The sequence below is a fragment of the Candidatus Burkholderia verschuerenii genome (assembly GCF_001189365.1).
Taxonomy (GTDB): Bacteria; Pseudomonadota; Gammaproteobacteria; order Burkholderiales; family Burkholderiaceae; genus Caballeronia; species Caballeronia verschuerenii.
In genome coordinates, this window is the sequence record NZ_LFJJ01000278.1 from 1 (window position 1) to 18,930 (window position 18,930).

Annotated in this window: 15 protein-coding genes and 5 pseudogenes; 3 read left to right on the forward strand and 17 right to left on the reverse strand. The window is 61.1% G+C overall.

Going from position 1 to position 18,930, the window contains the following annotated elements; translation table 11 throughout:
• Positions 1-543: 543 nt before the first annotated feature.
• Together BVER_RS32000 and BVER_RS27505 are read left to right on the forward strand one after the other, a co-directional pair.
• A pseudogene (locus BVER_RS32000) lies at positions 544-618 on the forward strand (transposase); the annotation flags it as partial.
• A gap of 195 nt (positions 619-813) precedes the next feature.
• Positions 814-1,215 (forward strand): annotated as a pseudogene (locus BVER_RS27505) (amino acid ABC transporter ATP-binding protein); the annotation flags it as partial.
• 96 nt (positions 1,216-1,311) lie between these two features.
• Here the strand turns inward: BVER_RS27505 and BVER_RS35420 are convergent.
• The 3 genes from BVER_RS35420 to bfr all read right to left on the reverse strand — a co-directional run bounded on the left by BVER_RS35420 (position 1,312) and on the right by bfr (position 3,389).
• Complete coding sequence (locus tag BVER_RS35420) at positions 1,312-1,434, reverse strand: hypothetical protein (RefSeq protein ID WP_269750823.1); 123 nt, start codon at positions 1,432-1,434, stop codon at positions 1,312-1,314.
• A gap of 16 nt (positions 1,435-1,450) precedes the next feature.
• Positions 1,451-2,764 (reverse strand): esterase-like activity of phytase family protein, encoded by a 1,314-nt coding sequence (locus BVER_RS27510; RefSeq protein ID WP_198155438.1) that lies wholly within the window; start codon positions 2,762-2,764, stop codon positions 1,451-1,453.
• Between the two features lie 148 nt (positions 2,765-2,912).
• Complete coding sequence (bfr, locus tag BVER_RS27515) at positions 2,913-3,389, reverse strand: bacterioferritin (RefSeq protein WP_050455955.1); 477 nt, start codon at positions 3,387-3,389, stop codon at positions 2,913-2,915.
• Positions 3,390-3,426: 37 nt separating this feature from the next.
• Here bfr and BVER_RS27520 point away from each other — a divergent pair.
• Positions 3,427-4,074: pseudogene (locus tag BVER_RS27520) on the forward strand (pyridoxal phosphate-dependent decarboxylase family protein); the annotation flags it as partial.
• On the opposite strand, the gene BVER_RS27525 reads toward BVER_RS27520, so the two are convergent.
• From BVER_RS27525 to BVER_RS27585, 14 genes and pseudogenes are all read right to left on the reverse strand, one after another.
• Positions 4,075-5,235 carry a pectate lyase family protein gene (locus BVER_RS27525; RefSeq protein ID WP_050455961.1) on the reverse strand — a complete coding sequence of 387 codons (1,161 nt, stop codon included), beginning with the start codon at positions 5,233-5,235 and terminating at the stop codon, positions 4,075-4,077.
• Between the two features lie 2 nt (positions 5,236-5,237).
• Positions 5,238-6,328, reverse strand: a pseudogene (locus BVER_RS27530) (SDR family oxidoreductase).
• A 14-nt stretch (positions 6,329-6,342) separates the two neighbouring features.
• Positions 6,343-8,334, reverse strand: coding sequence for a tetratricopeptide repeat protein (locus BVER_RS27535; RefSeq protein ID WP_083452403.1), 1,992 nt, complete (start codon positions 8,332-8,334; stop codon positions 6,343-6,345).
• A 7-nt stretch (positions 8,335-8,341) separates the two neighbouring features.
• A complete protein-coding gene (locus tag BVER_RS27540) occupies positions 8,342-9,514 on the reverse strand; it encodes a KpsE/RkpR family capsule polysaccharide export protein (protein WP_232316859.1) in 1,173 nt (390 codons plus the stop codon).
• Complete coding sequence (locus tag BVER_RS27545) at positions 9,492-10,211, reverse strand: P-loop NTPase family protein (RefSeq protein ID WP_050455964.1); 720 nt, start codon at positions 10,209-10,211, stop codon at positions 9,492-9,494. The genes BVER_RS27540 and BVER_RS27545 overlap by 23 nt, the downstream gene beginning before the upstream one ends.
• Positions 10,212-10,216: 5 nt before the next feature.
• Positions 10,217-11,152 carry an ABC transporter permease gene (locus BVER_RS27550; protein WP_232316860.1) on the reverse strand — a complete coding sequence of 312 codons (936 nt, stop codon included), beginning with the start codon at positions 11,150-11,152 and terminating at the stop codon, positions 10,217-10,219.
• A 394-nt stretch (positions 11,153-11,546) separates the two neighbouring features.
• Entirely contained in the window at positions 11,547-12,485 is a 939-nt protein-coding gene (locus tag BVER_RS27555) for a polysaccharide biosynthesis/export family protein (protein ID WP_232316862.1), read from the reverse strand.
• 204 nt (positions 12,486-12,689) lie between these two features.
• Positions 12,690-14,588 (reverse strand): glycosyltransferase, encoded by a 1,899-nt coding sequence (locus tag BVER_RS27560; RefSeq protein WP_232316863.1) that lies wholly within the window; start codon positions 14,586-14,588, stop codon positions 12,690-12,692.
• A 118-nt stretch (positions 14,589-14,706) separates the two neighbouring features.
• Complete coding sequence (locus BVER_RS34745) at positions 14,707-15,174, reverse strand: hypothetical protein (protein ID WP_050455956.1); 468 nt, start codon at positions 15,172-15,174, stop codon at positions 14,707-14,709.
• Between the two features lie 29 nt (positions 15,175-15,203).
• A pseudogene (locus tag BVER_RS36055) lies at positions 15,204-15,446 on the reverse strand (saccharopine dehydrogenase NADP-binding domain-containing protein); the annotation flags it as partial.
• A 56-nt stretch (positions 15,447-15,502) separates the two neighbouring features.
• Positions 15,503-16,054 carry a YdcF family protein gene (locus BVER_RS27570; protein WP_232316865.1) on the reverse strand — a complete coding sequence of 184 codons (552 nt, stop codon included), beginning with the start codon at positions 16,052-16,054 and terminating at the stop codon, positions 15,503-15,505.
• A 100-nt stretch (positions 16,055-16,154) separates the two neighbouring features.
• Positions 16,155-16,655, reverse strand: a complete 501-nt coding sequence (locus tag BVER_RS27575) for a dual specificity protein phosphatase family protein (RefSeq protein WP_232316866.1) — start codon at positions 16,653-16,655, stop codon at positions 16,155-16,157.
• Positions 16,656-16,760: 105 nt separating this feature from the next.
• On the reverse strand, positions 16,761-17,270 hold the full coding sequence (locus tag BVER_RS27580; RefSeq protein ID WP_050455959.1) for a hypothetical protein: 510 nt from the start codon (positions 17,268-17,270) through the stop codon (positions 16,761-16,763).
• On the reverse strand, positions 17,267-18,415 hold the full coding sequence (locus BVER_RS27585) for an MGDG synthase family glycosyltransferase (protein ID WP_050455960.1): 1,149 nt from the start codon (positions 18,413-18,415) through the stop codon (positions 17,267-17,269). The genes BVER_RS27580 and BVER_RS27585 overlap by 4 nt, the downstream gene beginning before the upstream one ends.
• Positions 18,416-18,930: the final 515 nt, after the last annotated feature.

The following is an 18,930-nucleotide window of genomic DNA, read 5'->3' on the forward strand; positions in this document are numbered from 1 at the left end:
GTTCTCGCTCCAGATTGGACACGAGAACCTCGATTCCCTTACGTCCTACGATCGTCTCCCGCACACCATAAGTCGATCATAGAACATGTTGGATTTATGTAAAGTTATTTCTGGGACGGAACACTAGTCAGAAACTTTATTAATTGCCTGTCGTTCTCACTGGAAGAACTGTTTGAGTCTCGTGACGATAACCTCGCGTTCTACCGTATCCTGAACGAAAAACAACACGACGTTCAAGCTGAACTGGAAGCGCTTGATGTCGGTATCGAAACCTTGTTGGTGGAGTTTCTGGAACCGGCGCAAGTCTTTTAGGGAATCGTCAGTGAATTCGACATGCGGTTTGGCACGCCTGTCGAAGCGCGTTGGCGATCCTGGCATCAAAAGTACTTGGCTGGTGGAAGGGACATGCCAGAAAATTCCAGATCCTTCACATTGGACACGCTCGCTTTGTCGCTGTAGAGCGCGATCGGCTTGGCATACGTGTCCAGACTCGTTGTAAGCGTGAATTGAACGTTTCGCAGCGGCCCAATGTGTAATCGGTGTGCCAAGCGCCCATTCATTGGACCTGAAGCAGTGCTCGCATACCTCTCGCGCTATACGCATCGCGTCGCGATCTCCCAACCAACGTCTGCTTGGTCGCAACGAGCCCAATGGTCATGGTTGCGCAATTACGAATGACTGCAGATGTCCCGAGTCGCCTTCCTGCCAGCGGCAAAGGAACGTCCGCAAGAGCCGATAATGCGTCGTTAGCAACCGCGCAAACTCGCCATTCCGTGCTGAATATCTGCCATCACAACGAAAATCGCCGCCGTCCGGCAGCGCGAATTGCTCGCGCGCGTGGGTTTGTCGGAGAAGGCCGATGCGTATCCGCAGCGTCTGTCGGGCGGGCAGCAACAACGCGTGGCGATCGCGCGGGCGCTTGCGATGAATCCGGTTGCCATTCTATTCGACGAACCGACTTCCGCACTCGATCCCGAACTCGTCGGCGAAGTGCTGAACTGCATGAGGGAACTCGCGGAGCAAGGCATGACGATGATCGTCGTTACGCATGAGATTGCTTTCGCGCGCGAGATTGCGGATCAGATTGTATTTATCGATGGTGGGCTGATTGTGGAGGAGGGGGCGGCGAAGGAGTTGGTGGCTGCGTCTAAGCATGGGTGGACCAAGGAGTTTTTGAGGCGGGTGAGTCAGGCGGGAGTGGCGGCAGCGGTGTGATGGCCACCGTCTTCGCCCCGGAACAAGCGCTTCGAATCCGCGCAGTCCTATGCCCGAGCGCCCGCGCGACCGAAAAGCCGGCGGGCGCTTTTCCACTTACTGCTTGAACTGCACAGGAACCTGCGTCATATCGATCCTGACGATCTCGCCGAAGTCCTGCGTCTTTTCATCGGGCAGGAACTTCTCGCTCGGCGGGAAGGGATTCGATGCGGTCGCCATCGGCACCGTGCTCGGCTCATCGGTGATACCGAAGTCCGAATCGTTCGAGATGTAGATCTTGGTCGGATCGGCAGGATCGATCGCAATGCCTTCGACCTTGTCGTGACCGAAATACATGCCCTTGGGATCGATTGTCGTGAAGAGCTTGGCGTAGTTGAGGAACAAGCCTTCGGGCGCCGACCGTGATGCCCGCCGTGGCGAGCGCCTGCACGGCGGCCGGGGAATCGGCCGTGCCGGCGATATCCTCGATGGTCTTGCCGCCGATTTTCAAGCCGTTGGTCGAGTCGTACGTGACGACGCCGCCCGCGATGGTCGTGCCGATCAGCGGGGACTTCGGACCGACATCGGTGGCGGCGCTCAGGTCGAGCTTCCAAAGATTCTTGTCGGCGTTGGCCTTGCCGGTCGCCGTGCCTTCGAAATTGCCGTCGCGCTCATCGACGATAAACGTGCCGTCCGGCATCGCCGCGATCTCGCTAACGGCCTGACCTTCCGGATTGCCTGCGCCGTTCGTGTGCAGCGAATACAGATACTCGTGCGCGTCGTTGACCGGGTCTGCAAGCGAGATCTTTACGACACGCGTGACCGCGCCCTTGCCCGCAGCCGTCGCGGTTGTGCCGTTCTTGTCCAGCGGCGACTGCATGATGCCGACGAGATACTTGCCATCGGGCATGATCGTCAGGCCTTCCATGCCGCGATTCGGATTGCGCTTCTTGAGCTCGCCGGGCAGCGGCAAATTGTTGCCCGTGGTCGCGGTGGAATAGGGATTCAGCCGCGAAATTTCCTTGCCGTTCGCATCGAAGTGAACGATGTAGGGACCGTATTCATCGGAGACCCAGAACGTGCCGTCGGCCAGCGCGACCAGACCTTCGGGATCGAGGCCGGCGGTACTCGTCGGCAGCACGTTTCCGTTGACGTCGTAGATTTTTTCGGCCGTGCTCGCTTCGGGATTGACCTTGCCGTTAATAGGCGTGCCGTCGGCAAGCGACAGTCCGATCACGCGCGATACGTTGGCCTTGCCGCTTGCAAGCTGGAACAGCGCGATAGCAGGTTGAAATTCCAGATATGGCTCGATCTTGTTGCTGCCATCGGGAGCGGTGACGTTCGGGCCGCGATCGGTCATGCCATAGAAGAAGCCCGGCTGATTGGGCGCGGCCGTGAACGCTGAGCCGTAACCGGTGCCGACGATGGGCACATTACCCCAATTCGTATAAGGCGCGATCGTCTGCGTAAAGAGTTGCGTGGACTTTTTGGCTTGCGCGGCCGGCGTGTTTGCATCCGGCGAATCGTCGCTGCCGCATGCGGCCAGTGCCAAGGCGATCGTCAAGCTCAAGCACATCTTCTTATCGAACATCCCCTGCGCTCCTTTAGCGGGTGGTGTTTCTAAAAAGATGCAAAGGCTAACCATCCGTAATGAAAATTACGTGACGTAAAGTCGTACAAATGCAATTAATGCCGACGGCAAACTTAGGCGCGGTTCGTCAAGCGATCTTGCGAACAGCGGATTGCTGGTAATTGGCGATACCGATCTTGTCGATCAAGGCGATTTGAATTTCCAGGCAGTCGATATGTTCTTCAGTCGCATCGAGCAATTCGACGAGGATCGCTCTTGAGACAAAGTCTTTGACGGACTCGCAATAGGCAATCGAGGTCTTGCACTGCACCTGAGCGACTTTTTCCAGCGCGAGGTCGTTCTTTAGTGCATCGATTGTCTGCTTGCCGATATTGAGCGGATGAAGGTCCTGCAAATTGGGCTCGCCGTCAAGCATGAGGATACGCTCGATCAGCTTGTCCGCGTGCGTCAGTTCATCCATCGACTCGTTGTATTCATGCGCGCCGAGTTCCTCGAAGCCCCAATGCTTGTAAAGCCGCGCATGCAAAAGATACTGATGCACGGCCGTCAATTCGTTCTTCAATTCCGCATTGAGATGATCAATGACTGTCGGATCGCTTTGCATGTCGTCGCTCGTCGAGTTGCGCCATGTGGACAGAATAGACCCGTTCGCGGCGCTGATTCCGCGCGCCAAGGCGGCCGGCGCGTGGGTTCACGTCGACGGCGCTTTCGGCTTGTGGGCGCGCGCATCGTCGAAGGCATCGCTTACCGAAGGAATCGAACACGCCGACAGTTGGACGACCGACGGGCACAAATGGTTGAACACGCCTTACGACGGCGCAATGACAATCTGCAAGGACGCCTCCGCGCTTGCATCGGCCATAAACAGCGATGCGGCCTATTCCGCTGCATCACGCGATGCGCAGAAGAACCTGAACCTCGAATTCTCTCGACGCGCGCGCGGCGTGCCCATATGGGCGGCGCTGCGCACACTGGGACGCTCGGGACTTGCGGCTTTGATCGAGCGTCATTGTGCGCAGGCGTCGCGCATCGCGGATGGCTTGCGCGCGGTAGGTTACGAGGTACTGAACCGCGTCGTGCTCAATCAGGTGCTGGTTCGCGCCGCAACGGATGCGCAGACCGTTGCCATCCGCGAGGCCGCGCAGGCATCTGGTGAAGTGTGGTTCGGTCCGACGATCTGGCAAGGGCGGGCGGCGTTCAGGATCAGCGTGTCGTCGTGGCGAACGGAGGATGCGCATGTGGATGGGCTTGTTGCGTTGCTTGAGGGGTTGATGGAACGGTTACGGTGATCACTCCCCCACCGTATTCCCCGCCCCCCGCCGTATCCTCTCCGCCAACTCCGCCGACGCCGCCTCGACCTCATACCGATACGAAGGCCGCGGCACGCGTTCCGGCTGATAGTCTTCGAGCACGGCCTTCGCGTCCTGAAGATACAGATTGTCCCGCACGGAAAGAAACGCCTTGTAGTCGCGCGTGTAGTGATAAGTCCCACGCGTCTGCTCGTAACTCTTCCGGTCCGACTCGCCATTGACGAGCGAACTACGCGCGAGCGCCACCGGAATATAGTCGCAATAGCGCGCATTAACGCCTTCCACCGTCGGAAAGAACGGCGGCTCCTTGCACACGCGCTTCGTGGAATTCACGAACACATTTCCTTCGATCAACGCCTTCGCTTCCAGACTGAAACTCATGCCATAAAAGTCACAGTTTTCAAGCAAATTATTGTAGAGATGCACCGTGCCGAACTGCGTGCGCGGATTGCGCTGCACCGTATCGACAAAGTAATTGTGATGCAACGTCACGCGCGCGATCGAATCGCGATCGAAGTTCTCGAAAAGGTTCTTCGACGTGATGTTGTTGACGAGCATTACCTTGTCGTCGTCGTGAAACTTTACCCACGATACCGTGACATCGGTCGCGCCGTTCTTCACGTTCACCAGCCGCGCCGCGAAACGCGAGAGATCGAGGTGATCGATCCATACGTTACGCGAGCCATTAGCGATATCGACCGCCTGCGTGAAAGTACGCAGACGCCCGTCGATGGTGAGATGCGTAAGAATCACGTTCGAGCGTTCGTAGATGCCGAAACCGTAATCGAGCAAGGTGATGCAATGCCCACGGCCGTCGATCGTCACGTTGGACGGCACGCGAAGCTGCGATGCGAGCGTGATCGTCAGGTCCGAGTCGAAACGTATCCATGTCGGGCCGCGCGCATGCGCGAGCGCGTCACGCAGCGATCCCGCGCCCGCGTCCGCCGCCGACGAAACGTGGACAAATTTCCCGCCCGTGCCGCCCGTCGCTTCGCGGCCATAGCCCGCTCGTTGCGCGAGCAGAGTCGCGACCATCGGGCAATCGGTAGTCGCTGTTTCGCATGCGTTCACGGTTGCGCCAGTTAGTGTCAACAGCGCCGTCAGAATCAGCGCGACATAAGCGCGAATCGCGTGCTTCATCGTCATCGCGTCGCTTGATCGGTGAGAAACGACATGTACCACGGCAATGCTTCGCTCATGCCCGCGCGCAGATCGAAGAGCGGCGTGTAGCCGAGTTCAGCGCGAGCCTTCGATACATCGGCTTGCGAATGCCGCACGTCGCCGGCGCGAAAGTCCCTGTAAACAGGCGCTTTTCGATAATTCACGTCTTGCTGCGCAAGACCATCTCGGATAATGCCGAACAGATCGTTGAGCGTCGTTCGGCCGCCCACGGCCACGTTGTAGACTTCGCTCGACGGCAAGTCTTCACGCAACGCCGCGCGCAGATTCATCTGCACGACATTACCGATATAGCAGAAATCTCGGCTCGTCTCGCCGTCGCCGTTGATCTGAACGTCTTCGTCGGCAAGCATCGAGGCGATCCACTTCGGAATCACGGCGGCATATGCGCCGTTCGGGTCCTGACGCGGGCCGAACACGTTGAAGTAACGCAAACCGATCGACGTGAACCCATACGTCCGCGCGTAGACGCTTGCGTAAATCTCGTTGACGAGCTTGGTGACCGCATACGGCGACAAAGGATTGCCAATGCGCTCCTCCCGCTTGGGCAGATTCGGTTCGTCGCCGTAAGTGGAACTCGACGCCGCATAGACGAAACGTCTAACACCTGTGCGACGCGACGCTTCTAACATATTAAGGAATCCATATGTATTGACATCGTTTGTCGTGACCGGGTCCTTCACCGAGCGCGGCACGGAGCCGAGCGCGGCCTGATGCAGCACGAAGTCCCGCTCCGCGACCGCGCGCTCGCATGCGGCCGACTCGCGGATATCCGATTCATGAAACGAAAAGCGGCTCCAGCGCGATTCCCCGACACGCTTTCTGACTTCATCGAGATTGCGCTGATGTCCGGTCGCGAAGTTGTCCATGCCGCGCACGTCCTGATCGAGCATCAACAAGGTTTCGACGAGATTCGAGCCGATAAATCCGGCGCGGCGCCCCTCACGAGCCAGCGATAGCGCTGCGATGCCAGTCGTTCGCACACGTCGCGTTGCGACTCATGTTTGAGCCACGTCGGCACATTGGGTTCCTTCAGTAGCTGTTCGAGTGTCATATCCATATGCCGCATTAACGATGTGATTCATAAGGCTGCGTCGAGCGATCCACCGGACGCACGTGACGCCAGATTCCGCCGCTCAGACGCAGGTTCTCCGGCGCGCCGGCAAGGTATTCGCGCAAGTGGCCGAGATAAGCTTGCTGCCATCGAACGGCGAAGGCTTCGACATCCTCGCCCGGACGCGCATCCGGAAGCCGTTCCAGCGTATTGACGATCCGGCCGTTCTCCCAACGCGGCGCATAGAACACCGAGGGCGCGCCCAGACGATGCGCCGCACGCGCGGCAAAGCTCGAATAGGTGATTTCCTGCCCCGCGAACTGCACGCGCGGCGCGGCGGGATTCAGCGCGCCATCCACGGCGATGCACAACGCAACGCCCGATTGCAGCGCGCGCAGGCTTTCCCGCGCGACTTGCGCTTCGCTCTGATCGGCCGTGGAAATCAGCGCCGATGCATAGCTCGCCGTGCTCACGCCGGGCGTGCTCGACAACCATCGCGACGGAATGTCGAGCAGTTCCAGAACCATCAATCCCGCGTACATTGGGCCGACGTGCGCGGTGGCCACGATCACGCCCTTGCCCGCATCCATCAGCGGCATGATGGCGCGCTCGGTGTCGTCGAGATCGCCGAGGCAGGCCATTGCTTCTTCGATCCGGTCGTCGCGGCACTCCAGCCATTCGAGCAACAGATGATCGACGAGATGCCCCCAGCGCGCGGCGCGTTCCCATTGCTCGCGATCCGTCCGATCCGGATCGCGATGCAGCGACCACGCCCAATCGAGCCGCGCGCGTGGAATCTTGACGTACGCGATCCGTCCGTCGAGATCGGCCAGCGCATTGGCGAAGGACGGCGGCAAGGACGCGCCGCGCGCGCGAAGATACGTCGCGTAGAGAGCGGACGCTTCGTCGCGCCGGCCCGCTTGCGCGAGACCTGCTGCGGCCAGTCGCTGCCAGCGTCCGCTATGCGGCGAGCGCGACACTAGCGCCATCAGTTCATCGGCGGCCTGCGCATGACGCCCGACATGGCGCAACGCACGCGCGAGCAGCGAGCGCGTGTGATCGAGACCTGGCGCGAGCGCGCACGCGTGTTCGAGATGCGGAATCGCGTCGGCATAGCGACCCGCGCGGAGCAGCGTCTCGCCGTAAAGCGACACGAGGCGAACATCGTCGGACGCGAATGAGACGCCTTGCGCCAGATGCGCGAGCGCACGCGTCTCGGCATCGTGCAAGGTTCCGCGCGCGAGCCACGCCTGGCCGAGTTGCGAACGCAGCGTCGCGCCATCGTGACCCGCAGTCAGCGCCTGTTCACCCGCCTGAATTGCCGTGTCGATGCGTTCGTCGGCCAGCAGCGCCTGCACCATCGCGGCGGCGGTGCGTTTGTCGGGAAGCGTGGCGATGTCCAGCGTCGCGGCGAGACTTGCCGCGAGCGGCATGTTTCCGCCGCGAATCAGCGCGGTTATCCATGCATGGGTGTGCTGGCTGTCCTTGCCCGCGCGTTCGAATGTCTCGCTTGCGAGTCGCGCGGCGTCCTTCGTCTGACCTGCTTGCATTCGCAAACGGAGGCACGCGGCCAGCAAGGCCGTATCGTCCGGTTCGATGCGCGCAGCCGCATCCGCGTGCGCGATCGCTTCGTCCCAGTGCTTGAGGCAGCCCAGCACGCTCGACAGCGTCCGATGATCATCGGCGCTGCCGGGCCATGCTTCGATTACGATCGATAGCACTTGCGCCGCCGCGCTCAGCGCGCCCTGCCGGATCAGCGGCGATACGAGCAGACGCTTCAGATCGAGTTGCGCATCGGCATTGCGCACGAGTTGCACGTTCAGCTCTGAAATGGATTCTTCATTACCCGAACGTATTTCGGCAATGATCAGACACACACGCGCCGATGCATCCGGCACCGCGCCCGCCGTCACGGCGGACGAATAGGCCCTCAATCCCGCCTGCCAGTCGCCCTTGCGCACGGCACGCTTGCACGTCGCGAACGCGTCGCTAATAGCTTCGTGCATCGTCGGCTCAACCATGACGGAACGCGCGGGCCAGCGCCGCCGCAACCTTGACGAACAGCGCGAGCGCCAGACCGATCGCCAATGCCTCGATCATCAGCAAGAGCGTATCGGGACTGGTCGGCCGATCCGATGGCAAAGGCTTGCTGATTACCGTGAGGTAACGCTGCAACTTGTGCGTATCCGTGAACGCCTGTTGATAGCCCTGCTGAGCCGCGTTGAGATTGCTGTCGGCAAAGGTCTGCGCGTTCTTCAACTGCTCGTAGCGTTCAAGCTGCGTCGCCTGCGTGTTGCCGGTTCCGCTCATGCGCTGCCGCACTTCCGCCAGCCGCTGCTTGAGCGCCGCGACCTGCGCCTGCGACGGCGCGAGCATCGGATGATCCGGATTGCCGAGCGCACGAATCTTGTCCAGATTCAGCTGCGCCGTGTTCAGTTCCGTTTCGATCTGACCGGACAGATTCAGCAGCATCGCCGCGTTCGCCGCCGGGTCTAGGTTCTGATTGCTGACGCGCCAACGCGTCAACGCCGTGCGCGCGTCCTGCGCTTTCTGCTGAGCCAGCGCGACGGCCTGACGACTCACCTTGAACGCATCTTCCACGCCGCGCTCGTCCATACGATTGACGAAGTTCTGCGCAAGCTCGATCAACGCGTTGGAAATCAACGCGGCATCGGCGGGCGAGAAGGCGCGCACGGTCATCACGTCGACCTGTTCCATCATGTTGTACGAGACCTTCACCGTCGAACGATACGCGCGATACAGATCGTCCTCCGATGCATCGGCGGGCAGGCGATTGACGACATCGAAACCGCCGCGCGTCAGCTTCTGACGCAAGCCGATCTTCTTGTCGAGTTGCTGCATGCAATCGCGCGAGTTTAGAAAGTCGCTGACCGCCCATCCATCGACGAAACCCGTGCCGAGACCGCCGCCATCGCCCGAGGTCAGCAAACTCACCGCGCCGCTGACCGGCGATTGCGATGCCGACGCGCGCACCGAAAAGCGCGCTTCCGCCGAGTAGCGCGGCATCGCGACAAAGCTCGCGTAGACGATGCCGAGCACGACCGGCGCGAGAATCAGCGCGAGCATGATCCAGCGCCCGAAGCGGCGCGTGCGAATCGCGGCCGCGCGTTCGCGACGGCGTGCGTCGATGCCCGCTTCCGGCTCAGAACTCGACGCTGTTTCCATCGAAGGAATCGGCGGCGATGTCGTGGCCGGCGTCGATGGCATCGGTGTGTGCGCGGCGTGGCGGGAATCGACGGATGCACGCGTCGAGGTCGTCGTTGATGCGAAGGGTGCTTCGTTCATAAACCAAACCTTTGTTGCAGTAATCCGCCAGTTGTTGCTGGCGATAAGTCGAGAGGATCAGCGTGCGGCCCACCACGCGTTCCTCGAACAACGCGAGCCACAGGCGCGTGAAGCGACAAGGCTCGAACGGCATCGCGCCGTCGATGATGTACACGTCGAAGTCCGGCGCGAGCGCAAGCGCAAACGACACTTCCTGACGCGTATGAAGCGGCCAGTGCTCCATCGGCGCGTTCAGATGAGCGGGCGTCGTGATCAGATCGGACACGAGATCGATACAAGCGCTCGCATCGAGGCCATGCAGCGCGCACACGAACTCGATCATGCGCAGACCGTTGGCCTTGCCGCGAATAAAGCCTTGTCGTCCGAGCGGCCACGACACGCGTCCGCGATGCTGAACAAACCCTTCGCCTGGTCGACGCAAGCCCGCCAGCGCATCGATCACCGGACGATGCAACTCCGGCGCGCGCGACAGCAACGCATAGCGTCCGCGCGGGATATCGAGCGTCGCGCCGCTCAGCAGCGGAAAGCGCGAGCCGGACAGGCGCGGCGTATCGGAAACGTGATGGAGATGGATCATGGCGTTCACACAGGCTGAACATTGCTGCGTGCGAAACGTTCGACGCCAAGCGCAATGCTCACAAGAACGACCAGCGACAAAACATAGTAGGTCAGACTGGCATCGCTCGAGTGATAACTGTCGAAATACACTGAACGCAACAGTTGCATGCCGTGGGCGAAAGGCGGCCAGAGAAAATATCCGCGATATTGTTCCGGCAATTGTTCCGACACGAAGAACACGCTGCTGAAGATTTCCAGCATGCGTTCGAGCGCGGTGCCGAGCCGCAGGAAGAAGCGCCACACGGTTGCAATCGCGCCGAACACGAGGCCGATCGCCGCGCCCGCTACGCCCATCGTCGCGACCATGCACATAAACGCGGGCCAGCTCGCGGGCAGCGAAATAATCCCCGCATAATGTCCCGCGCCGATCAGAATGCCGAACACCGCGAGATAGATCGTCACGTAAAGAATCGATTGCACGAGCGCGCACAACAGCGGCGTCACGCCGCGCAGATTCAGCAGACCGCGCGCCGAAATATAGCTCGTGCTGCTGCGAAAAATGATCTGGCGAAACATGATCCAGGTCGTCGCGCCGAGCAGCGAAAACGTCGGCACATCCATGCCGAGCACGAAATGCGTGCCCATCAGAAAGTACAGCGACGATATAAGCGTGAGCAGCACGACCGGGCCGACCAAAGTCCAGAGCAGCGCGAAGCGGCTTTCGCCCTGAATCATGTGCAATTGCAGAATCAGCAAGGGCAGCACGGCATCGGGATTCGAACGGCCCGCCGGAAAATTGACGCGCCTGCATCGATTGCGTGCTGGCGCGCAGCGTCGCGAGATCGGCCGCTTCGGCCGGCGCGAGTTCGATTGCGAAAGGCGTGTCGTCGCGCGTCGCGCGTCGGCGGGCATCGCGCGATTGCTGATCGATGCGCTGGCGCTTGCGTTTGTCGTAGGCATCGGCGAGGCGCGCTTCGTCGATGGCGAGGTTCGCTGGTGCATAGCCCGGCGCGAACACGTCGACGCCCGCGCGGATATCGTCCTCGACAAGCCGCACCACCGTGCGATGCAGACGGCGCTGGAAGTCGAGATGTTCGTCGTCGGACAATGCTCGCAAAGCTTCGTTTTCGCGCTGGGTCTGCAGTGTCTCGTAGACGCGGCGACGCTCGACCAGCGTGTCATGCGACGACGCGCGCAACGCATCGAGTACCGAACCGAGCGTGGTCGTCGGTGCGGATGCGGACGTGGCGGCTTCCTTGACGGACGCCACGCCCGCGCCGACGCGATAGCTGCCCGTGTTGCGCCGCGCGCGCCAGTTGTTGATTCGATCGCCGTTGCTCATCGCGTCGCGGAATTACAGTGCGCCCGCGGCGCGTGCCGAGCCGAGCGTCGAACTGAACACGGAAAGCGTCTTCTGGACTTGCGCGTACGGTGCGTCGGAAATGAGGATCGCGTCCTTGTCGTGCACGACGAAGTTGCCCGCCAGCGCCATCTGCTCGGGACGCGTGAAGTCGAACTGATAGACCGTCGGACGCGTATCGTCGGATGCGTTGCGCAGCAGATAAACCGCGCGCGGATTGGCGAGCGAATCGTTCAGCCCGCGCGAATCGCCGAGTGCATCGAACACGCTATAGCCGCGTTTGGTCAGCTTGACGTGACCCTGCACGCCCGCCGCGCCGAGCACGGTCAGTTGTTCGACGACGTTATGTGCGACGATGGAATCGCCCGGCCGCAGCGCGATATCGTTGGCGGGATTCTGGTAGATGTCGGCGAGCCGCACGGTGGCGGTCGCGCCGCCGCGCCGCATTGAAATCGCCAGTTGCTCGGGATTCGCCTGATTCGGCGCAGCCTGTCCGAGCAGATCGCTCAGACGCACCATATCGCGGCCGAGCGGATACACGCCCGGCTTTTGCAGATCGCCCTGCACGGTCACGGTCTGACCTTTGCGCGCGGTGGCGCGCACGACCACATCGGCGGCGCCGACGAGACGGCTCATCCGCGACAAAATCGCCGTGCGCAATTGCGCTTCGCTGAGACCTTGCGCCCGCACGTTGCCGATATAGGGCAAGTGAATATCGCCCGCGCGATCGACCTGCAATTCGCCGAGGTCCGACGCACCGTTTTCGCCAGCGGGAAACACACCGAGTCCGTCGCGTTCCCAGACGATCACGTTGACGCCATCGCCTTGCGCGAAGCGATCGAAGTCGATCGGCGCGGCGTTCAGAAACGCCGCAGAAAAACTCGCCTGTTCGGACTGACGATTCGCGCTCGCAATCTGCGGCGTAACCGGCACCAGATGAATGAGATCGTTCGCGCCCGATGCCTCGACCTCGCTCTGGCATCGGCCCGCTACGCGGCACCGTGCAGCCAGGCAACATGACGACGCTGATCAGCGCCGCGCACAACGTAGTGGCTGCATGCGCCTTTCTGCATCGAAGAAACGTGAACAATGGGGCAATCGGTTTCGCAACTCTCATCCTGATTCGATAGTCGATGCTCAAGCCGCGAGCGCGTGTTCGCTTGCGACGAGACGCGTCTCCGGAAAGCACAGATCGTTGAACATGGCGGTCATCGCGGGCACGGAAAACAGCGTGCTGGCGCGATCGCGCGCCTGATCGCGCGTCGCCGGTTCGGCGCGGCAGCGATCCACCAGTGCGGCCAGCCGTTCGCACGCCGCTTGCAGATCGGGTTGCTCGGCACTTTCGAGCAGATGTCCCGTCACGCCATCGACGAAACATTCGCCCGCGCCGCCCGCAGGCGTGGACACGGTACCGACGCCGAGCATCTGCGCTTCGATCAGCACATTGGGCAGGCCTTCGAAACGCGACAGCAGCACCTTGGCGTCCATCTTCGAATACCAGTAACCGACATGCGACGACAAATCCGCGAACAGCATGCGGTCGGCGACGCCGAGTTCGGCGGCGAGTTCGACGGCGCTCTGCTGAAGCCGCCCATCGCCGACGATAAAGAAGCGCGCAAGCGGACGCATCTTCAGATAGCGCGCGGCGAGGCGAATCCATGTCAGCGGACGCTTGTCCGGTTCGAAGCGGAATACGCCGCCGATCATTTCGGTCGCATCCGCGCAGCGTGCGTCGAAGGCTTCCCAACGCTGCACGTCTTCATCAGCGCCATCGACGCTCAGTTCCGGCACGCCGTTGTAGAGCACCTTGAAGCGCGTAACCGGCATATCGAGCCAGTCGGCGTAGGCTTGCGCGCCCGTGCGGCTATTGCAGACGAACACGACGCCCGGCACTTCGGCGAGCGCCTTGTAAAGCACCGCGTATTCGGGCCGATAACGCTCGGCGCGAATATTCGGCGGCAGGCCGCGAAACACGAGATGAATCACCGGCACGCTGGCGATCAGCGCGGCGAGCGCGCCGAACAGGCACGTGCCGTCCTGCCAGAGACTGACGACATCGAAACGTCGCTCGCGGAACAGCGGCGCCAGTCGCGTTACGCCGTAATTGACCTGCGGCGGAAGGTTCTGCAGCAAACGCAATGTATCCGCGTCATCAAGCGCTTGCTGGTTCGCGGCGATCGACGGCAGCGTGTTGATCTCCGTGACTTTCACGCAGGCGTCGTTCATCGTGCCGAGAAAGAAGTCGATGCGATGGCCCTTGCGCGTATCGCCCTGGACCGTGTGCTGTTTGACCAGCACTTCGACGCGGTCGATGCGTCCGGCTTCGCCCTTCGAGTACTGTGGCATTTCGCAGACACGCTGCAGATGGCAGGCGAGACGCGTCAACTGACGCTCCGCGCCGCCCGGGCCGAGACTGCCCGTGACGAGCGCCACCGACCTCGGGCGCTCCGCGTCCTCGATCGACGACGTGCGATTGCGGTACTGCAGAATCGCGTGCTTCATCGCGAGGATGCGGAAATCCTGATCGGCGAGACCGAATTCGGGCTCGAAACGGCGGTAGAACGCATAGTCGTCAGCGAGCGTCGCCACGAGTTGTCCGGCCTTGCTGTCCGGCGCGACACTTGACGCGACCGGCACGAGCACCGCGTTCGCGCGCCCCAGCAAGCCGCGCTTCTTGAGGCGCTTGGCGAACGCAATGCGAATATCGCGCCGGTCGTACAGGCCGATCAGACGATCGAACAGTTCGTCCGATGCCTCGTGAGCACGCGCATCGGCGAGCAACTCGGCACGCGACAACCCGGACGCGGCATCGTCCGCGGTCTCGGGGACGTGGCGATCGATCACAACGATCGCTTCATCGCTCTTGCCTTCCTTCACCAGACGCAACACGCAGTTGCGCAGGATGCCGCGATGACCGGCGGCATCGGCGAGCAGCGCCAGCCACGCATCCGATGTCTCGGCGCCCGGCACGACGAGCTCTTCAAGCTTCAGCAGCATGCAGCGGATGTCGGCGTCCGCGCGATGAGCGCTTGCCATGCTGCACGCGCGCTCGAAATCCTCTGTAGTAAGCGATGTCGAAGACAGACGAAGCGCCAGCTCCGCGTGCACGTGTTCGAGATCAGGTGTATGGACGATCGTGTTATTTTGCTTAGGATTACGATTCTGTTTTCGTCGATTGCGAGCCATGTGTACAGCCGAGCTCGGCCTCCTGCCGGCATTCGGCGATGAATCCGTCGACCGACCATGTGTTCATCAGCACGCGCGGGCGATGCGGATCGGATGTTCGCTGCGTGTCACGTTCGGAAATCTGGATCACGCGCACATCGAGATCGGCGGCGAGCCGCGCCCAATCTGCTCGTTCGACGGGATGGATCGTCCCCGCGCGTTCGGGCCAGACGAGCTTCGCCATATCGAGCAAGGCGATCTTGACCAGCACCGAAACGAAGCCCGGATTCGCGCCATGTGCAACCAGCGCGGTGCTGTGGACTTCGCTTTCGCGCTTGAGCGCGAGTACCTGCTCGCGCAACGCATAATTCGATGTATCCGAATTCGCGACGATCCGATACTTCCACGGCTCGATGCCGGTATCGAGTACAGCGCACCGCTTTGCTGAGCGAAGCAAATAAGCACGCAGGAACTCACCTCGTAGGCGAGATTCAACAGAACGTCGCCTGCTTCGATCAACTGTTCGAGCACTGAGACATAGTTGTTCTCGCTTAAGCGACACTCGATGAGATCGATGTCCCAATGTTTCGCGAGCGTCATGCGCGTCGGGTCCGCTTCCTGATCGATCGCGATGACCGGCCACGCGGGATACGCTTTCTTCAGCAAGGGAATGATGGCCTGACCGATGTTCCCGAACCCGACGATCACGACCTTGCGTTGCTTCTTCATGCGATTTCTTTGGTGGGGCTTGGCTTGCTCTTGCGCGCGATCTCGGTTCACGCCCGTTACTTCGCGTCCAACAGCAAATTCATCAGAAACCGGATGGGTCTGAAAGTCACAGGTTGCGCATCCGCATCGAGCGTCAGACGAATCCAATAAACCGCATACGCAGGCACTTCGCGCCAGCTCGAATAGAGATCCATCGCACGAAACTGACGCGGATAATCGCCCGTCACGATCGGCGCGCGAGCCCGTTCGAAGGCCAGCCGCGTGCGTGCGAGGTGGTAGTACTGCGTGATCAGCATGACACGCGTCATCCCGTGCGCGCGCATGTATGCCGTGGCATTGCGCGCCGAGGCGAGCGTGTTGTCGCCCTGATCGTCGATGACGATATCGCGATCGGCGACGCCCCGGTCCATCAGCCACGCGCGCATGCCGAGCGCTTCATTGAGTCCCGGTCCATCGATGCTGCCGCTTACGAACAGCACAGGACAGCGCCGCTCGCGATAGCATCGCAACGCGACGTTCAGTCGAGAGGCAAGAATGGGGCTGGGCGTGCCATTCCTGTTCAGCGCGTTGCCGAGCACCACGGCGATATCGGCGGGCGCATCGCGCATGCTAAAGCCGCGCACGCAAATCAAGGCCGCTGCGACTACCCAGCACAGCGCAAAGACTACGCATGAGATAAAGACAAGCCGCATCGTTCGCCGCGCCATATCAAGCCTTGCCTGACGTGACACCGACCTGCTGCTGAAACCGCACGACATCCACACGCTCCAGATAGCGCCTGATGTTTCCCCAGATCGGATGAAAACCATATCCGCCGCGCAGCAACTCGTCTTCCGCCTGTTGCGTGCTCCACCCTTGATAGACGACCCGATACAACGCCGACACGAGCCCGGTACGATCCGTGCCGTGCTGACAATGAATCAGAACGGGGCCATCGCGATCCACGTCGTGCAGCGCTTTCAGCGCGGCGATCATATCGTTGTCGCGGATATTCCACGTGTTGACCGGAATACGCATGAGCGTGATGCCGCTGCCCGCCAGCATGGTCTCGTCGGAATGAAACGACCGGAAGCTCACGATCTTGCGAATGCCCAGCGCGCGAAGCTGCGCGATATCGTTCGGCGCGATCTGCACGCTGCGATACAGCGAAGGCGTGATGCGATGCAGATTGTCGATGCCGGTGTACGTCATCGGTTCGGCCCAGTTCAACGGCCTCGCCCGTGTCCCACGTCGCCGCGTGGAGTCGACACCATCGATGCTACGGCACACGCGGCGGCCACGCAACCGGCGGCATAAAACAGCGCCCGGAAAACCTTATGCACGGGTCAAGCCTCGATAGCCGTCGACATACCGCCCCGACCAGAGGAACAGCACGCACGCGAGCGCGCTCATGGTCCAGTAATCGGTGGGCGCGAATGCGATCCAGTGCTTATGCCATGGCACATGCGCAGCGTCGAAGCGGGCGATGCCGAATGCCGGATTGAGCACGAACCACAGAAAATCTTCGATGAGCCAGAACGTCATGATGCACGCAACCGCGCGCGCCTCGATGCGCCATGACCATCTGCCGAAAAAGATCATCGGCAGATGAAAGAAGAGCGCGACGAAAGGAAATACCCACGCGTGATAGCCCGTCATCGGCCGGCCGCCCCAGAAAATGTCGAGCAACCAGGGATGTTCGATGCGCCATGTCGGAAGATTCGGCGTCCAGTCCGCTCTGCCATCGATCTGAATCTCGACGTTGGCGAAGAAAAATCCCAGCAGCGCCACCCATGCAATCAATGCGATGGTGCGCGCGCGAGGTAACCTTCCGCGATGATTCATGCGGCCTCCCGGGCGCGCGATCGCCGAAGCGAGTCGATCACCGTATCAAGCACCGTGCGCGCCGCATCGGGACGCGCGAGAGGCGCGATGCGTTGGCGCATCGCGCCAAGTTGCGCCGCATCGCCCGTCAGCATGCGGACCCGATATTCCAGCGCGACCGAATCGACCGCCTTGAGTGCCACGCCCTGTTCGAGCAGAAAATCGGCGTTGCGCTCTTCCTGACCGGGAATGGGCGAATTGAGGATCATCGGCACCTGCATGGCAAGGCATTCCGATGTCGTCAGGCCGCCCGGCTTGGTGATGATCAGGTCGGCGCAGGCCATCAGCCGTTCGACCGAAGACGTAAAGCCGGACGCCACCAAACGTCCGGGATGGGCATGGCCCAACGCGCGCAGCGCGCGCAACATGGCCTCGTTGCGTCCCGCCAATGCGATGAGCTGGAAGTCGCCGTCCATCTTCAGCAGGCGCTCGGCCATGACATCGAGCGCGCCGATGCCGGCTCCGCCGGACATCATCAGCAGCGTGGTGCGCTTCGGATCGAGACCGTATTCTTTGGCGCACGTCTCGCGGTCGAGCGGCCGGCCGAACGCGGGCATGATGGGAATGCCGCTGACGTGAATCGAGTCGGGTGCGATACCGCGGCCCGCCATGCGCCACGCGACTTCATCGTTGGCGGCAAAATATCCCTGCATGCCGGGCACCACCCACATCCGATGCAGATCAAAGTCCGTGACCTGCACCCACACGGGCGTCGACAATTGCCCGACACGATGTTCGCGCGACAGCAATTCCGCCGGCAAAAAGTGCGTGCAGATGATGGCGTCCGCGTTGTGTCTCGCGATCTCAGCCTTGAGCGCACGACAGTTGAGCCGCTCCACCGCGCGCCGGATGCGCTCGGCAAGCGATCGCGGCGACGCATGCTCGCTCTTTCGGTAGAGATAGCTCCAGAGCGCGGGCTGATGGGAAACCAGCTTCAGATAGAGATCCGAATAGAGCGCACGGAAACTTGCCGGGACGAAATCCAGCACATCCAGATGCACGGCTTCGACTCCGCCGGGATGTTGCGCGGCATAGGCGCACAAGGCATCCGCCGCGCGCACATGGCCTGCTCCCGCGCTGACACTGAGAATAACGATTTTGAACATCGTGAACGATTCGACGGCGATGATTTGCTAAGGAACGCTGCTCAATCAGGTCGAGAATCATATCCTTACTATTGTCAATAAAACGCAAATCAAACGATTTTCACAATATGGCGAAATTGGCCCGCCAGCTTGTCTATCAGCCGATGGCACATCCCGAACGCGCCGCAATCGTCAGCGCGCCCAAAAAACTTACCCCTTCGAATCCCCCGTTTAGAACCCCAAAACCCCGCTTTCTCGCCCAATTGAAACCGCCAATCCCCGGATACACTGGTTTCCGTGGTGCAGAACAACGCGTCACCGGAAGCAACCGAAACACACTGAGCATCCCGGCTTACCCTCCAACCCTTTACCGGAAAGCAGCGTGTTTCGTCGAGATGCCTTGTTGAATCTGGTAGTGTGCAGAATGATGTGCAAAAACGCTGAGGCGGCAGGAGCGCAGAGGCAGGGGTGGCCGTGGTGTAAGTTGATGAATGTCCAGTTCGTCAACCTGCCCTCGGGAGGGCTTACGCCATGGC

What these genes read in the sequence shown, in the direction of transcription:
- BVER_RS27540 (WP_232316859.1), bottom strand. Translation starts at nt 9,514, where the DNA reads ATGGAAACAGCGTCGAGTTCTGAGCCGGAAGCGGGCATCGACGCACGC.
- BVER_RS27580 (WP_050455959.1), bottom strand. Translation starts at nt 17,270, where the DNA reads ATGAATCATCGCGGAAGGTTACCTCGCGCGCGCACCATCGCATTGATT.
- BVER_RS35420 (WP_269750823.1), bottom strand. Translation starts at nt 1,434, where the DNA reads ATGGCGACCGCATCGAATCCCTTCCCGCCGAGCGAGAAGTTCCTGCCC.
- BVER_RS27560 (WP_232316863.1), bottom strand. Translation starts at nt 14,588, where the DNA reads ATGGCAAGCGCTCATCGCGCGGACGCCGACATCCGCTGCATGCTGCTG.
- BVER_RS27545 (WP_050455964.1), bottom strand. Translation starts at nt 10,211, where the DNA reads ATGATCCATCTCCATCACGTTTCCGATACGCCGCGCCTGTCCGGCTCG.
- bfr (WP_050455955.1), bottom strand. Translation starts at nt 3,389, where the DNA reads ATGCAAAGCGATCCGACAGTCATTGATCATCTCAATGCGGAATTGAAG.
- BVER_RS27585 (WP_050455960.1), bottom strand. Translation starts at nt 18,415, where the DNA reads ATGTTCAAAATCGTTATTCTCAGTGTCAGCGCGGGAGCAGGCCATGTG.
- BVER_RS27550 (WP_232316860.1), bottom strand. Translation starts at nt 11,152, where the DNA reads ATGCCTACGACAAACGCAAGCGCCAGCGCATCGATCAGCAATCGCGCG.
- BVER_RS27525 (WP_050455961.1), bottom strand. Translation starts at nt 5,235, where the DNA reads ATGAAGCACGCGATTCGCGCTTATGTCGCGCTGATTCTGACGGCGCTG.
- BVER_RS27570 (WP_232316865.1), bottom strand. Translation starts at nt 16,054, where the DNA reads ATGCGCGATGCGCCCGCCGATATCGCCGTGGTGCTCGGCAACGCGCTG.
- BVER_RS27535 (WP_083452403.1), bottom strand. Translation starts at nt 8,334, where the DNA reads ATGCACGAAGCTATTAGCGACGCGTTCGCGACGTGCAAGCGTGCCGTG.